This is a genomic window from Nonomuraea harbinensis (assembly GCF_019396385.1).
GTDB classification, from domain to species: Bacteria; Actinomycetota; Actinomycetes; order Streptosporangiales; family Streptosporangiaceae; genus Nonomuraea; species Nonomuraea ferruginea.
Genome location: NZ_JAHKRN010000005.1, coordinates 14,312 through 28,885, shown reverse-complemented (window position 1 = coordinate 28,885; position 14,574 = coordinate 14,312). Strand labels below are relative to the sequence as shown.

The following is a 14,574-nucleotide window of genomic DNA, read 5'->3' as shown; positions in this document are numbered from 1 at the left end:
CGATCAGGCGGGCTCTCGCTCCCGCAGGCGCTGGCTGACCACCTGTGTCACACCGTCACCGCGCATCGACACGCCGTAGAGCGCGTCGGCTATCTCCATCGTGCGCTTGTTGTGGGTGATGACGATCAGCTGCGAGCTCTGCCGCAGCTCCTCGAAGAGCTTCAGCAGCCGCTGGGTGTTGGTGTCGTCGAGCGCGGCCTCGACCTCGTCCATCACGTAGAACGGAGACGGCCGCGCCTTGAAGATCGAGATCAGGAACGCCACCGCCGTCAGCGACCGCTCGCCGCCCGACAGCAGCGACAGCCGCTTGACCTTCTTGCCCGGCGGCCTGGCCTCGACCTCGATGCCGGTGGTGAGCATGTCGCCGGGCTCGGTGAGCACCAGCCGGCCCTCGCCGCCGGGGAACACCCGGGTGAAGATCTGCTCGAACTCGCGCGCCACGTCCTCGTAGGCGGAGGCGAACATCAGCTCCACCCGCTCGTCGACCTCCTTGACCACGGTCAGCAGGTCGCGCCGGGTCTTCTTCAGGTCCTCCAGCTGGGAGTTGAGGAAGGCGTGGCGCTCCTCCAGCGCCGCGAACTCCTCCAGGGCCAGCGGGTTGACCTTGCCGAGCTGGTTCATCTGCCGCTCGGCGGTGCGGGCCCGCTTCTCCTGCTCCTCGCGCACGTACGGGACGGGCGGGTCGCCCGGCACCGGAGCGGCGGGGCCGTACTCGGCGACCAGGGCCTCCGACTCCACCCCGAACTCGTCCATCGCCCGCCGCTCCAGCTGCTCCAGGCGCATGCGCTGCTCGGTGCGGGCCACCTCGTTGCCGTGGACGCGGTTGACCAGCTTGTCGAGCTCCTGGCCCAGCTCGCGGACGCGCAGGCGGACCTGCTTCAGCTCGGCGTCGACGGCCACCCTGGCCAGCTCGGCCTCGTCGCGCTCGCGGGCGGCCAGCCCGACGGAGCCGGCCAGGGCTGTCAGGACCCTCTTGGCGCCCGCGCTGACGGCCTGGGCGACCGCCGCCTGCTCACGCCTCCTGGCGCGCTGAGCGGCCGCCTGGGCGCGTTCCTGGCGTTCGCGCTGCGCCGCCCGCAGCAGGCCGTCGGCGCGGCCCTCCATGCCCTTGACGCGTTCCTCGGCGGTGCGGACCTGCAGGCGGCTCTCCATCTCGCGCCGGCGGGCGGTCTCGGACACCGTGGCGAGCTCGTCGCGCCGGTCGGTGGTCGGCTCGCTCTCCAGCTCCTGCGCGTATTCGGCCTCCGCGAGCCGGATCTCCAGCTCGGACAGCTCCTCCAGGCCCTCGGCGCGGGCCTCCTGCGCGGCGGCGACGCTCCGGCCGAGGCGCTCGGCCTCGTCGCGGGCGGCCTGGGCGGCGGCCTCCAGCTGGGCCAGCCGCCTGGCGACCGCCGCGGTGGCCTGGTCGGCCTCCCGTTGGCGGGCCCTGACCTGGTCGAGCATGCCCTGGGCCGCGTTCGCCTGCCCCTGGGCGGCGCCGGCGGCGGACTGCGCCTCGCTCACCGCGCCCTGCGCGGCCTCCAGAGCCGCCTGGGCGGCGTGCTCGGCCGCGACCGCCTCCTCCAGCCCCGCGGCCGTCTCGCCCGCGCGTGTCCCGGCGTCCTCCAGGTCCGCGACGGCGTCGTCGAGCGCCGCCCTGACCTGCAGCACGGACGTGCCGCCCTCGGACCCGCCGGCGGCGACGTGCGCCCCCACCAGGTCGCCGCCCGTCGTGACGGCCCGCAGCCCCGGATGCTCCTCGGCCACCCGGCGCGCGGTCTCGAGGTCGGCCACCACCACGACCCCCGCCAGCACCCGGTCCAGCGCCGCCCGCAGATGCGCGGGCACGGTGACGAGCTGAGCCGCCCACCGCCCCCCACCCGGCGCCTCCCCCGCCCCACCGTCACCCACGCCTTCGCCGCTCTCCGGATACGCGGAAAGCACCTCGGAACCGCCTGGCCCGGCACCGCCGTTCTCCCCGGTCGCGGAGGGCGCCACGGCGCTCGCACGGACGGAGTGCGTGTCGTCCTGGGCCGCCACCAGGAGGGTGGCCTGGCCGGCGTCCTTGACGCGCAGCAGCTCCAGGGCGTTCACCGCGGTGGCGACCGACTTGACGGCGATGGACTCGGCGACCGGCCCGAGCGCCGCCGCGACGGCCGGCTCCGCACCGGGGGTGACCTGCATGACCGCCGCCAGCGGGCCGAGCACGCCCGCCAGGTCGGTCTCCAGCAGGGCCGCGCCCCCGTCGCCCTTGGCCAGGCCCAGCTCCAGGGCGTCGCGCCGGGCGCGCAGCGCCGCCACGGCCTGCTGGGCCTCCTGGTCGGCGGACCTCGCCGTGCCGACGGCCGCTCGCGCGGCCCTGAGCGCCGCTCGCGGGCCCTCCAGCGCGGCCTCGGCGCCCATGACGGCGGCCCGCGCCTCTTCTGCGGCCGCCCTGGCCTGCTCGACCCGCTCCTGGGCGGTGGCCAGCTCCTCGGCCAGCGCCGGATCGATCTCCGGCTGCTCCAGCCGCTGCGCCTCCAGCTCCTCGCGGGCCAGCCGCTCGCGCTCGACGGCCCCGGCCACCGACCGCTCCAGCCGCCCGATCTCCTCCTCGGCGGCCCGTGTCCGGCTCCGTACGGAGTCGACCTGGCCGCGCAGCTTGGCCAGGCCCTCGCGGCGGTCGGCGGCGGCCCTGGCGGCCATCGCCAGCCGGCGCTCCTCGGCAGCCAGCTCGGCCTCGGCGTCGGACCGCTGCTGAACCGCCTCCTCCAGCAGCTCCTGGGCCTGCTCCAGCTCGGCGCGCAGGATCAGCTCGCGCTCGCGGACCTCGGCCGCCTCGCGTTCGAGGTCTTCGGGGTCGCGGCCGCGGCGCTCGATGGCGGCGGCGTCGAGCGCGTGGCGGTGGCGTTCGGCGGCGAGCTGCTCCAGGCCGGAGATGCGCTCGCGCAGGGAGGACAGCCGGAAAAAGGTCTCCTGGGCGGCGGCCAGGCGCGGCTGGGTCTCGGCCTCGGCCGCGTCGAGCGCGGTCTCGCGCTCCTGGGCCTCGGCCAGCGCGGTCTCCACCTGGGAGCGCCTGGTCAGCACCGCGGCCTCGTCGGCGGCCTCGCGCTCCAGCCTGGCCCGCAGCGTGCAGACGTCGTCGGCGAGCAGCCGCAGCCGGGCGTCGCGCAGGTCGGCCTGGATGACGGCGGCCTTGCGGGCGATCTCGGCCTGGCGGCCCAGGGGCTTGAGCTGGCGGCGCAGCTCGGTGGCGAGGTCCTGGACGCGGGTCAGGTTGGCCTGCATCGCGTCGAGCTTGCGCAGCGCCTTCTCCTTGCGCTTGCGGTGCTTCAGCACGCCCGCGGCCTCTTCGATGAACGCCCGCCGGTCTTCGGGCCCGGCGTGCAGCACGGCGTCGAGCTGGCCCTGGCCGACGATGACGTGCATCTCGCGGCCGATGCCGGAGTCGGACAGCAACTCCTGGATGTCGAGCAGCCGGCAGGTGTCGCCGTTGATCGCGTACTCGCTCTGCCCGGACCGGAACATCAGCCGGCTGATCGTCACCTCGGTGTAGTCGATGGGCAGCGCGCCGTCGGTGTTGTCGATGGTGAGCGTGACCTCGGCGCGGCCGAGCGGCGGCCTGGACGAGGTGCCGGCGAAGATGACGTCCTCCATCTTGCCGCCGCGCAGCGACTTGGCGCTGTGCTCGCCCATCACCCAGGCGAGGGCGTCGACGACGTTGGACTTGCCGGAGCCGTTGGGACCGACCACACAGGTGATGCCGGGCTCGAAACGCAGGGCGGTCGCGGAGGCGAAGGACTTGAATCCGCGCAGCGTGAGGGTCTTCAAATACAAGCGCGGACCCCCTTCTCCCTGGACGGACTCCGGGAAAGACTACTGGTCCCGACTGCCCGTCGCTCGCGGGTGCAGTCGAGACCAGCCGGATCCCTGTCGAGAAGGTACGAAACTGTCTCGAATCAGAACTTGTGTCGAATTAGACCAAATAACGAGGGACGCCTCTCCGAGACGTCCCTGGATCTTGCGCTCCGATCACTCTCAGGTGAGTGCCGGCTCGCGCTCCTGCATGCGACTGAGCGCCTCATCGCGGGTTTGCGCCGCAAGAGCGTCATTCTGGGCCTGGAGTCGGATGAGTTCTGCCTCCAGGTCACGGATGCGCTGCTGCAGGCGGCGCATCTCCGAGACCATACGAGGGTCAGGACCGCCGACGTGGCCGAGTAGAGCCTTCGCCATGGTAAAGGGTCCTCCACGCTGAGTGACCAGACTGGTTCGCGCACTTCTTTATTCCGCGGGAGGGGTGCGCGTGGTACCTAACAAGAGTCGCACCGGCAGTGTGGGCGGTCAAGTCGAAGCGACTGTTGGAACCCACCCGCAGGCACTCCCGACATATAACTATACCCTATTTGCGCGGTTTAACGAAACCGCCTACCTCTCCACAAAACCGCCCAAACTACCTCGGGGTTCGCTCCAACGTTCCACTACTCCATCGACTCTTCCCGGCGTGTCGCAACCTCGGAGCAGCTCCAGGAGCTTGACGCAGGCGTCGCGCGGCCCTTCGGCCACGACCTCCACCCGGCCGTCGTCGGTGTTCCTGGCCCATCCTGCCAGGCCGAGCTCCAGCGCCCTGGCTCTGGTCCACCAGCGGAACCCGACTCCCTGCACCCGCCCCCGCACCCAGGCCGTCAGCCGCACGTCGTCCATATCACCCGCTGTCTCCACCAGTGTCCTCAGCCGCGTCTCCCGCGGCTCCTCCCGCGCCGGGCCGTCAAGCCACCATCGGCCCGGCCACCGCCGCTTGCCCGGCCGCCGCGGCGCCGAACGCCCGGATCACCGCTGTTTCCGCCTCCTTGACCCAGGCCAGCCCGAGTATCGACGGAGGCAGCCCGGTGACGGGCACGAAACTCACGTCGGGGCGCCGGTGGTGAGCGGCCGTCGGCGCGCAGAACAGCATGCCACCCCGGCCGAGCGCCACCTGGGTCAGCCCCTCCTGACCCGTGGACACCGTACCCGCCTTGGGGATCATCCGCCCGCGCGGGGTCAGGGAGGGCGTGATCCGCTCCAGCCAGGCGCGGGGCGCGGGGCCGTCGAGCCCGATCAGGCGGATGCCGGCCAGTTCCTCCGCGTCGATCCCGGCCCGCCCTGCCCACGGATGACGGACGGAGACGCCGAGCTCGTAGGAGACCCGGTTCAGGGCCTCACCCGTGGCCAGGTCAGGCTCGTCCACCGGCAGCAGCGTGAACGCGAGATCGATCCGCCCCTCCCGTAGCCTCCCGAACGGGTCGGAGAGCGGGATCTCCACCAACTCGACCTCGCACCCGGGATGGCGGCTCTCGAAAGCCCGCACGCTGCCCGTGACGACGTCTGTGGGACTGGCCAGGAACCCCACCCTGAGCACGCCGGTGACCTCCCGGGCGGCCGCCTTCGCCCGGCCCACCGCGCTCGCCAGACCGTCGTAGGCGGGCCGCAGATCGGACAGGAAACGCTCGCCGAGAGGCGTGAGGCGCACCCGCCTGCTGGTCCGGTGGAACAGCCTGGCGCCGATCCGGCTCTCGAGCGAGCGCATGAGCTGGCTCACCCGGCCCGGCGACAGGTAGAGACGCTCCGCCGTACGGGCGAAATGCAGCTCCTCGCTGAGCACGACGAAGCACTCCAGCTCTCTGAACTCCATCCCATCCTCCGCTGATCGCTTAACCTGACTCAACCAAGCCTTCGGCCTTCGTCATTGTTCCCGGGACGGGCCGGCGGCGAGTCTGAGCGGCATGACGACGACCGTTGAGCCCGCCTCCGAATCCGCCGCCGACCGGGCGCGGTGGCTCGCCGTGACCTCCTTGGCGGCGGGCACCTTCATCCTCGTGACCAGCGAGATGCTGCCCGTCGGCCTGTTGACGTCGATCGGGTCCAGCCTGGGTGTGTCCGACGGCACCGCCGGCCTGATGATGACCGCGCCCGGCCTGGTCGCCGCCGTCGCGGCGCCCGTGCTGGCGATCACCACCCGGCGGCTGGACCGGCGCGTCACGCTGCTGGGGCTGATGGCCCTGCTGGGGGTCGCCAACCTGGCGGGCGCGCTGGCCCAGGACTATCCGTTCATGCTGGCCGCCCGGGTGCTGACGGGAGTGAGCATCGGCGGGTTCTGGGCCTTCGCGGCCGCTCTCGGGCCGCGGCTGGTGCCGGACCGGTTCGTCGGCCGGGCCACGTCGATCATCCTGTCGGGCGTGTCCGTGGCGTCCGTGCTGGGCGTGCCGGCGGCAGCGTTCCTCTCCTCGTTCGCGGACTGGAGAGCGGCGTTCGCCGCCCTGGGGGTGGCCGCGCTTGCCCTGGTCGCCCTGCTGGCCGCGACGCTCCCGCCGCTGCCCGGCGAACCGCCCACCAAGCCCCGCCCGTCCGGGGCCGCGGCGGGTGGCACAGGGAAGCTCTCACGGCCGCTCAAGGTGGTTCTCGTCCTGACCGTGCTGATCGTGTCCGGCCACTTCGCCGCCTACACCTACGTACGGCCGTTCCTGGAGCAGGTCGCGGGCGCGGACCCCGCCTTCGTCGGCGCGGCGCTCCTCCTGTACGGCGCCGCGGGCGTGGCCGGAAACTTCGCAGCGGGCGCACGGGCGGCGGCAAGGCCCAGTGCCGTGCTCGTCACGCTGGCCGCGCTCATGGCCGTCGCCACCGCGGCGCTGCCGCTGATCGACCTGCCCCTGGCCGCGCTGGTGGTGTGGGGCGTGGGTTACGGCGGCGTGGGCGTGACCCTGCAGCTGTGGATCATGCGGTCGGGCGGCGGCGAGCTCGGCACCGCGCTCTTCGTCTGCGCCTTCAACGTCTCCATCGCGCTCGGCGCGTTCGCCGGCGGCCGGGTGGCGGACGGGGTCTCCGTCGCCGCGGTGATGTGGCTGGGAGCTGCACTCGCCGCCGTCAGCGTGGCCGTCGCTGGCATCGGGGGCAGAAATAGGAAGAGCGGTTCATGAACGGCTCGCGCCTGATCGGGGTGCCGCAGCGCGAGCAGGGCTGGTCCTGCCGCCCGTAGACCTCCAGCGAGCGGTCGAAGTAGCCGCTCTCGCCGTTGACGTTGACGTAGAGGCTGTCGAAGGAGGTGCCGCCCTGCAGCAGCGCGGCGCCCATGACCTGACGGACCGCCGCCAGCAGCTCAGTGATCTTGGGGCGCGTCAGTGTGTTGGTGGGCCGCGCCCAGTGGAGGCGGGCCAGCCAGAGCGCCTCGTCGGCGTAGATGTTGCCGACGCCGCTGATCAGCGACTGGTCGAGCAGCGCCCGCTTGATCTCGGTCCGCTTCCCGCGCAGGCCGGCGGCGAAGCGGGCGTCGTCGAAGGCCTCCTCGAACGGATCGGGCGCGATGTGCGTGATCGGCTCAGGCACGCCGGCGACCAGCGGGCTGACCATGATGTGGCCGAACGTCCGCTGGTCGACGAAGCGCAGGTCGGGGCCGCCGTCACGGAAGCGGATCCGCACCCGCAGATGCTTCTCCAGCGGCGCGTCCCGCTCCACCACGAGCAACTGGCCGCTCATCCCGAGATGGGCCATCAGCGCGTCCTCGTCGCCCGACAGCGGCAGCCAGAGATACTTGCCGCGCCGCTCGGCCGACACCAGCGTGCGGCCCCGCAGCCGCGCGGCCAGCTCCAGGGCCCCGGGCAGGTGGCGCCTGATCGCCCGGGGATGGAGCACCTCGGTCGAGTCGATCTCCCGCCCGATCACCCACTGTCGCAGGCCGCGGCGGACGACCTCGACCTCGGGCAGCTCCGGCAACCTAGCCCGCCGGCTGGCTCTCGCGCTGCTCGCGGCCGGCCCTGATGCGGGTCCAGGCGGCCTCGGCGGCCTGCTGCTCGGCCTCCTTCTTGCTGCGGCCGGTGCCGGAACCGTAGGACTCGCCGCCCACCCGCACCTCGGCGGTGAACGACTTGGCGTGGTCGGGGCCGCTCTCCTCGACGTGGTATTCGGGCACGCCGAGCGCCTCCGAGGCGGTCAGCTCCTGCAGCGAGGTCTTCCAGTCGAGCCCCGCGCCGAGCGAGGCCGAGCGCACGATCAGCGGGTCGAAGAGGTGGTGGACGACCCGGAACGCCTCGTCGAGCCCCTTGTCGACGTAGACGGCGCCGATGAGCGCCTCCAGGGTGTCGGCCAGTATGGAGGACTTGTCGCGCCCGCCGGTGCCCTCCTCGCCCCGGCCCAGCCGCAGGAACCGGCCGACGCCGAGCCCTCTGGCCACGTCGGCCAGGGCACGCATGTTGACCACCGCGGCCCGCAGCTTGGCCAGTTGGCCCTCGGGCAGGTCGGGGTGGTTGTGGTAGAGGGTGTCGGTGACCACGAGGCCGAGCACGGAGTCGCCCAGGAACTCCAGGCGCTCGTTGGTCGGCAGGCCGCCGTTCTCGTACGCGTAGGAGCGGTGCGTGAGCGCCCGCTCCAGGATGTCGGGGCCGAGAGCCACCGACAGGACTCGCTCGAGCTCGTCTTTGGCGACCTCCACGGCCACCGGCTTAGGACCTGCGCCCACGTGCTTTCCTCCTCGGACATCTCCACATGGCGCGACGGCCGCGGATGATGCCCGAAAACGTGGTGGGCGTCGGGGGATCGGATCCCCGGCGTCCACCACGGCCGCGGGCGAGACCGCCACCGCACACGTCTGAGACGGTAACGCCGACCGGGGCACAATGGCACCCGGCCGGAATCACGTCAACTCGGTGGATCAGGCAGACGGCTCGACGACCTGACGACGGTTGTAGGTGCCACAGGTGGGGCACGCGATGTGCGGCTGCTTCGGAGACCGGCACTGCGGGCAGCTCACCAGGGCGACAGCAGTCGTCTTCCACTGGGAGCGACGGGCGCGGGTGTTGCTCCGCGACATCTTTCGCTTCGGGACGGCCACGTCACTTCTCCTGATCGTTATCGTTCTCGGTCATCAGACCCTGCAACGACGCCCAGCGGGCGTCGATCTTCTCGTGACGGTGATCGTCACCGGCCTCGGCCAGCTTGATCCCGCACTCCGTGCACAGCCCCTGGCAGTCGTCCTGGCAGACGGGGCTCAGCGGAAGCGAGAGCACCACCGCGTCGCGGAACGTCGGCTCCAGGTCGAACAACTCACCGTCGAGCAGCGAATCGTCCTCGGAGGCGTCCTCGTCGGAGTAGAAGAACAGCTCCTGCAGCTCGACCTCGATGTCGGAGGACACCGGATCCAGGCACCGCGCGCACTCCCCGGACAACGGGGCGTGCGCCGTGCCCGAGACGAGCACGCCTTCCATCACTGCTTCGAGCCGGAGAGCCAGCTCGACCTCGGCGTCCTTGGGGACGCCGATCATGTCGACGCCGAGATCCGCCGGCGCAGGGAGGACCAGGGAGAGCTCGCGCATCGTGCCCGGCCGCTTTCCCAGGTCATGGGTGGAGATCACCCAAGGGGAGCGGGGGTCGAGGTGCTGAGTCATCCTGCTCTCGCTAGGCATGGCGAAATCGCTGTCGTACAGGGCCGAAAAGAAAGGATACCAGGTCGCCGTCAGCCCTTGAGCCGCTCGACGAGCAGCTTGTGGACCAGGTCGGGGACCAGGCCCGACACGTCTCCACCGTACCGGGCGATCTCCTTCACCCGGCTCGACGACAGGAACGAGTATTCGGGATTGGTCGGCATGAACAGCGTCTCCACGCCCGACAACCGGTAGTTGAGCTGCGCCATCTGGAGCTCGTAGTCGAAGTCGCTGACCACCCGGATGCCCTTGACGATGGCCGGGATGTCGTTCTGCTTGCAGAAGTCGACCAGCAGGCCGTGGAACTTGAGCACCTTGACGTTGGAGTACTCCTTGGTCACCGTCTGCAGGATCTCGATCCGCTCGTCGACGGTGAACAGGCTGCTCTTCTCGATATTGATGAGCACGGCGACGACGACCTCGTCGTACAACCGGGCGGCTCTGGCGATGATGTCGAGGTGGCCGTTGGTGATGGGGTCGAACGACCCCGGGCAGACTACGCGGCGCAAGACGCCTCCTCTGGTCTACGGACGGTCATCATTCCCCGGCGGCGCGACCGTACCAAACGGACGCTTCGCCGTAACGACGGACCCTCTCCTCAATGAAACCATCCGGCCACACCAGGGCTTTTCCTCTGCTTTCCCGCTCAAAAGCCACCAAAGCGCCAGGCAGCAACCACCCGTTGTCCCGCAGCGACTCCAGCACCCGGGTCGCCTCCTCGCCGCCGACCGCGTACGGAGGATCGGCGAACACGATGTCGTACGGCTCCGCGCACGGCTTGGCCAGCACCCGCTCCACCCGGTCGGCCACGACCCCGGCGCCGTCGAGCCGGAGCGCCGCCATGTTGGCCCGGATCGTGCGCACCGCCTTCGGGTCGGACTCCACCATCAGCGCGTGCGCCGCGCCCCGCGACAGCGCCTCCAGCCCGGCCGCCCCCGAACCCGCGTACAGGTCCAGCACCCGGGAGCCCGCGAGCCCGTACAGCGAGTCGAGCGTCAAGAAGATGCCTTCGCGCGCCCTGTCACTGGTCGGCCTCGTGCCGCGGCCCGGCGGCACCTCCAGCCGCCGTCCACCTGCGGCGCCCGCGATGATACGAGTCATGTGGGCCATTGTTCCGCATGTCCACGCAGGTCAAGAGTGGACAAGTGTCGGCCTCGACTGCGCAAGGGTGATTCACACCGGTGCGCTCAGTGAGCAAGATGAGTTCTGCGGCCTTCGAGGTGACCCAGAGGAGGCCGACCGGCGTGATCGTGAGCCCTTCCGCACGTCGGTACCCTCGGCACCTGACCCGAGGGATGGGCCCAGCCGGGGACGGCATTCGGGGGGAGGCCGTCCCCGCGGCTGGGTCCTTTTCTTACTTCGTCCTTCTCCGGCGCGCGGCGCCTCGACGCCGCCCGGTCAGGTTTTCTCCAGGTATTCGGCCTTCTCGTCTTCCAGGAGCCTGTCGATCTCGGCTCTCAGCGCGGGGTGGGAGGCCAGCTCCGGGTCCTCGGCGAGGAGGGCGGCGGACTCCTCGCGGGCCGCGGCGATGACGTCCTCGTCCCTCAGGAGCTGGAGCAGCTTCAGGGACGAGCGCTTGCCCGACTGGGCGGCGCCCAGGACGTCGCCTTCCCGGCGCTGCTCCAGGTCGACCCGGGAGAGCTCGAACCCGTCGAGTGTCGAGGCGACCGCGTCGAGGCGGGCGCGGGCGGGGGTGCCGTCGGCGAAGTCGGTGACCAGCAGGCAGAGGCCCGGCAGGCCGCCCCGGCCGACGCGGCCGCGGAGCTGGTGGAGCTGGGAGACGCCGAACCGGTCGGCGTCCATGATGATCATGACGGACGAGTTGGGCACGTCCACGCCGACCTCGATGACCGTGGTCGCGACCAGGATGTCGAGCTCGCCGCGGGTGAAGGCGCGCATGACCGCGTCCTTCTCCTCCGGCGGGAGCTTGCCGTGCAGGACGCCCAGCCGCAGGTCGTGGAACGGCCCCTGGCCGAGCAGCTCGGCCACGTCGAGCACCGCGAGCGGCGGGCGGCGCTCGTCGTCGGCCGCCGGGGTCTCCTGGGCCGCCAGGTCGCCCTCGTCGCCTTCGAGGTCGCCGATGCGCGGGCAGACGATGTAGGCCTGCCTGCCGAGCGCGACCTCCTCGCGGACCCGCTCCCACGTGCGCTCCAGATAGTGGGGCTTCTGCGCGGCGGGCACCACGTGGGTGGTGATCGGCGCGCGGCCCGAGGGGAGCTGCGAGAGCGTGGACACCTCCAGGTCGCCGAAGACCGTCATGGCGACCGTGCGCGGGATCGGGGTGGCGGTCATCACCAGCACGTGCGGGCGCGCCTCGCCCGCCTTCTCGCGCAGCGCGTCGCGCTGCTCGACGCCGAAGCGGTGCTGCTCGTCGACCACCACGAGGCCCAGGTCGGCGAACTGGACGTGCTCCTGCAGCAGGGCGTGGGTGCCGACGATCACGCCGGCCGTGCCGGAGGCCGCGTCGAGCAGGGCCGCCCGGCGGGCCTGGGCGCCCATGGAGCCGGTCAGCAGGGTGACGGCGGTGCCGCCGAACACGCCGCCCTGCGCCAGGTCGCCCAGCATCGAGGTGATCGAGCGGTGGTGCTGCTGGGCGAGCACCTCGGTGGGGGCGAGCAGCACCGCCTGTCCGCCCGCGTCGACCACCTGCAGCATGGCCCGCAGCGCCACCACGGTCTTGCCCGCGCCGACCTCGCCCTGCAGCAGCCGGTGCATCGGGTGCTCGGCGGCCAGGTCGTCGGCGATCTCCTCGCCGACCTGGGCCTGCCCCTCCGTGAGCGCGAACGGCAGCCGCCCGTCGAAGGCGGCGAGCATGCCGTCGTCGCGGCGCGGCCGGGGCCTGGCCGGCCAGGCGACGGCCGCCTGCCGGCGCTGCAGCAGCACGGACTGCAGCACGAACGCCTCGTCGAACTTCAGCCGCTTGCGCGCCCGCTGCACGTCGGCATGGTCCTTCGGCCGGTGGATCGCCTCCAGCGCGTCGGCCAGGCCGGTGAGGCGGTGGCGGGCGCGCAGCTCGCCGGGCAGCGGATCGTCCAGCGGGCCCAGCGTGTCGAGGACCACGCCGACGGCCCGCCTGATCGCCCAGGGCGTGATGTCCTTGCCCGCCGGATAGATCGGCACGGGTGCGGCGGCGAACTCCTCGGCGCTCGCCTCACCCTCCTCGAACAGCTCGAACTCCGGGTGGGCGAGCTGCCAGCGCGGTTTCGCGCGGGCGCCGAACAGGCCGACCTTGCCGGCGAACATGCCGCGCCGCCCCGCCTTGAGCCGCGACTCCGCGGCGTGGGAGCCCTTGCCGAAGAACGACAGGTAGATCTTGTTGCCGGTGCCGTCGACGACCTCGACCTCCAGCCACGTGCCGCCGCGGTTGCGCATCGGCTTGCGCATCAGCCGGGTCACCTCACCGACCACGGTGACGTGCTCGTCGACCGACAGCGCGTCGAGCGAGGTCAGCTCGCCGCGCTCGGCGTAGCGGCGAGGATAGTGGCGCAGCAGGTCGCCCACGGTCTCCAGGCCGAGCACGCCGCCCAGCAGCTTGGCGGTCTTCGGGTCGAGCGCCTTCGTCAGAGGCTCGTCGAAACGGCTCACGGCACCTAGTTCTACCGCGTACGGCCGACAGGAATCACTCGACACCGATGAGAAGCGGGTAACCGCCCTGCTCGCCGCCGTAGACGACGAGGTCCGCGTCGGGCCTGGCGCGCCGCAGGTGAGCGGCCACGCCGTCGGCGAGCCCGGCCGGCGCGCCGGCCCCGGTCACCAGCGTCACCAGCTCGCCGCCGCCCGCCAGCATCCGGTCGACCACCAGCGCGGCGACCTCCTCCAGCGTCCGCCCGATCACCGCCACGTCGCCGTCGATCAGCCCCAGGACGTCGCCGGGGTGGCACAGGCCCGCGCTGGTGACCCCCTCGCGGTCGGCGACAGCGAGATGGCCGTGGCGGGTGTGGCCGGCCGCGCCCGTCATGGCCACCACGTCGTCGTCGTAGCGCCGCAGCGGGTCGTGCACGGCCAGCGCCGCCAGCCCCTGCACGGTCGCCCTGGTGGGCAGCACGGTCACCACCACGCCGTCCTCGCGGGCGATCTCCGCCGCCGCCACGGCCACCGCGCCGGCGTCCTCGTCGTTGGGCAGCACCACGACCTCGCGGCCCGCCTGCCGGATCGCTGCGAGCATGGCGGGCAGCGCGGGCCGGCCGCCCGGCTCGCGCCGCACCACGACCGCGCCGCACTCCTCGAACAGCTTCGCGATGCCCTCGCCCGCCGCCACGGCCACCACTCCCCTGCCGTCGCCCACGCCCCTGGCGACGCGCTCGGCGAGGTAGGTGACCCTGATGCGGTGCGGCCTGCCCACCCGCAGCGCCGCCTCGATGGCGGGCCCGGCCTCCCCGACGTGGACGTGCACGTTCCACAGGCCGTCGCCGCCGACCACGACCAGCGAGTCGCCCATCGCGTCGAGCTCCTCGCGCAGCTTGCCGACCGCGCCGTCGTCGGCGTCGAGGAGGTACATCACCTCGTAGCCGGCGCCCACCTCGGTCATCGGCGTGACCCTCGCCGTCGGCGCGGGCACGTCGTAGCGCTCGCGGTGGCTGCCGGTGATCGCCGCGGCCAGCGACTCCAGCACGATGGCCAGCCCCGCGCCGCCCGCGTCGACCACGCCGCTGCGGGCCAGCACGTCGAGCTGGTCGGGCGTACGGCGCAGCGCGGCGCGGGCCTCCTCGGCCGCCCGCCGCGCCACCTCCGCCGGCCCGCTCTCCACCTCCTGCACGGCCGCGGCCGCCGCGGTCAGGACGCTCAGCACGGTGCCCTCGACGGGCCTGGCCACGCACCCGCGCGCCAGGTCGGCGGCCCTGGCCAGCGCCGCGCGCAGGTCGGCGCCCTCCTTCAGGACCTCGGCCAGCCCGCGCAGCGCCTGGCTGACGATCACCCCGGAGTTGCCGCGCGCACCCACGAGCGCCCCGTACGAGAGCGTCTGCCACATCACGCCGGCGTCCACGTCGTCGGGCAGCGACTCCACCGCCTCGGCGGCCGAGAGCATCGTGAGATGCAGGTTGGTGCCGGTGTCGCCGTCGGCCACCGGGAACACGTTCAGCGCGTCGATGTCGGCCCTGGCCCTGCCCAGCGCGTCGGCCGCCAGCCGCGCCCAGCGCCGCACCGAGGGCGGATCGAGAACGTCCATGGG

Annotated in this window: 13 protein-coding genes; 1 reads left to right on the top strand and 12 read right to left on the bottom strand. The window is 72.4% G+C overall.

The window, feature by feature from the left end; translation table 11 throughout:
- Positions 1-3: 3 nt before the first annotated feature.
- From KME79_RS06710 to KME79_RS06695, 4 genes are all read right to left on the bottom strand, one after another.
- Positions 4-3,795, bottom strand: a complete 3,792-nt coding sequence (locus tag KME79_RS06710) for an SMC hinge domain-related protein (protein ID WP_219543721.1) — start codon at positions 3,793-3,795, stop codon at positions 4-6.
- 201 nt (positions 3,796-3,996) lie between these two features.
- Positions 3,997-4,191: a hypothetical protein gene (locus KME79_RS06705; protein WP_055505123.1), complete on the bottom strand. Its 195-nt coding sequence runs from the start codon at positions 4,189-4,191 to the stop codon at positions 3,997-3,999.
- Between the two features lie 192 nt (positions 4,192-4,383).
- Positions 4,384-4,659: an acylphosphatase gene (locus KME79_RS06700; protein ID WP_148029525.1), complete on the bottom strand. Its 276-nt coding sequence runs from the start codon at positions 4,657-4,659 to the stop codon at positions 4,384-4,386.
- A 64-nt stretch (positions 4,660-4,723) separates the two neighbouring features.
- Positions 4,724-5,626 (bottom strand): LysR family transcriptional regulator, encoded by a 903-nt coding sequence (locus tag KME79_RS06695; protein WP_219543720.1) that lies wholly within the window; start codon positions 5,624-5,626, stop codon positions 4,724-4,726.
- Between the two features lie 91 nt (positions 5,627-5,717).
- Between KME79_RS06695 and KME79_RS06690 the strand changes: the two genes are divergently transcribed.
- Positions 5,718-6,908: an MFS transporter gene (locus tag KME79_RS06690; protein ID WP_219543719.1), complete on the top strand. Its 1,191-nt coding sequence runs from the start codon at positions 5,718-5,720 to the stop codon at positions 6,906-6,908.
- On the opposite strand, the gene mutM is transcribed toward KME79_RS06690, so the two are convergent.
- The 8 genes from mutM to KME79_RS06650 form a co-directional block, all read right to left on the bottom strand.
- Complete coding sequence (gene mutM, locus KME79_RS06685) at positions 6,856-7,701, bottom strand: bifunctional DNA-formamidopyrimidine glycosylase/DNA-(apurinic or apyrimidinic site) lyase (protein ID WP_219543718.1); 846 nt, start codon at positions 7,699-7,701, stop codon at positions 6,856-6,858. The genes KME79_RS06690 and mutM overlap by 53 nt on opposite strands.
- 1 nt (position 7,702) lies before the next feature.
- Positions 7,703-8,422, bottom strand: coding sequence for a ribonuclease III (rnc, locus tag KME79_RS06680; RefSeq protein WP_148034313.1), 720 nt, complete (start codon positions 8,420-8,422; stop codon positions 7,703-7,705).
- Between the two features lie 213 nt (positions 8,423-8,635).
- Complete coding sequence (rpmF, locus tag KME79_RS06675; RefSeq protein WP_082535183.1) at positions 8,636-8,815, bottom strand: 50S ribosomal protein L32; 180 nt, start codon at positions 8,813-8,815, stop codon at positions 8,636-8,638.
- Position 8,816: 1 nt separating this feature from the next.
- Positions 8,817-9,368 (bottom strand): YceD family protein, encoded by a 552-nt coding sequence (locus KME79_RS06670; RefSeq protein WP_219543717.1) that lies wholly within the window; start codon positions 9,366-9,368, stop codon positions 8,817-8,819.
- Positions 9,369-9,436: 68 nt separating this feature from the next.
- The gene (gene coaD / locus KME79_RS06665; protein ID WP_148029520.1) at positions 9,437-9,913 is read right to left on the bottom strand and encodes a pantetheine-phosphate adenylyltransferase; all 477 of its coding nucleotides are present in this window, start codon (positions 9,911-9,913) and stop codon (positions 9,437-9,439) included.
- Positions 9,914-9,941: 28 nt separating this feature from the next.
- A complete protein-coding gene (gene rsmD, locus KME79_RS06660) occupies positions 9,942-10,505 on the bottom strand; it encodes a 16S rRNA (guanine(966)-N(2))-methyltransferase RsmD (protein ID WP_219543716.1) in 564 nt (187 codons plus the stop codon).
- A 297-nt stretch (positions 10,506-10,802) separates the two neighbouring features.
- Positions 10,803-12,989 (bottom strand): ATP-dependent DNA helicase RecG, encoded by a 2,187-nt coding sequence (gene recG, locus KME79_RS06655; protein ID WP_219543715.1) that lies wholly within the window; start codon positions 12,987-12,989, stop codon positions 10,803-10,805.
- 34 nt (positions 12,990-13,023) lie between these two features.
- Positions 13,024-14,571 carry a DAK2 domain-containing protein gene (locus tag KME79_RS06650; RefSeq protein ID WP_219543714.1) on the bottom strand — a complete coding sequence of 516 codons (1,548 nt, stop codon included), beginning with the start codon at positions 14,569-14,571 and terminating at the stop codon, positions 13,024-13,026.
- Between the last annotated feature and the right edge of the window lie 3 nt (positions 14,572-14,574).

Excerpts from the sequence above, each read along its gene's own strand:
- KME79_RS06705 (WP_055505123.1), bottom strand. The coding sequence starts at position 4,191 with ATGGCGAAGGCTCTACTCGGCCACGTCGGCGGTCCTGACCCTCGTATG.
- KME79_RS06700 (WP_148029525.1), bottom strand. The coding sequence starts at position 4,659 with ATGGACGACGTGCGGCTGACGGCCTGGGTGCGGGGGCGGGTGCAGGGA.
- KME79_RS06695 (WP_219543720.1), bottom strand. The coding sequence starts at position 5,626 with ATGGAGTTCAGAGAGCTGGAGTGCTTCGTCGTGCTCAGCGAGGAGCTG.
- KME79_RS06690 (WP_219543719.1), top strand. The coding sequence starts at position 5,718 with ATGACGACGACCGTTGAGCCCGCCTCCGAATCCGCCGCCGACCGGGCG.
- KME79_RS06670 (WP_219543717.1), bottom strand. The coding sequence starts at position 9,368 with ATGACTCAGCACCTCGACCCCCGCTCCCCTTGGGTGATCTCCACCCAT.
- rsmD (WP_219543716.1), bottom strand. The coding sequence starts at position 10,505 with ATGACTCGTATCATCGCGGGCGCCGCAGGTGGACGGCGGCTGGAGGTG.
- KME79_RS06650 (WP_219543714.1), bottom strand. The coding sequence starts at position 14,571 with ATGGACGTTCTCGATCCGCCCTCGGTGCGGCGCTGGGCGCGGCTGGCG.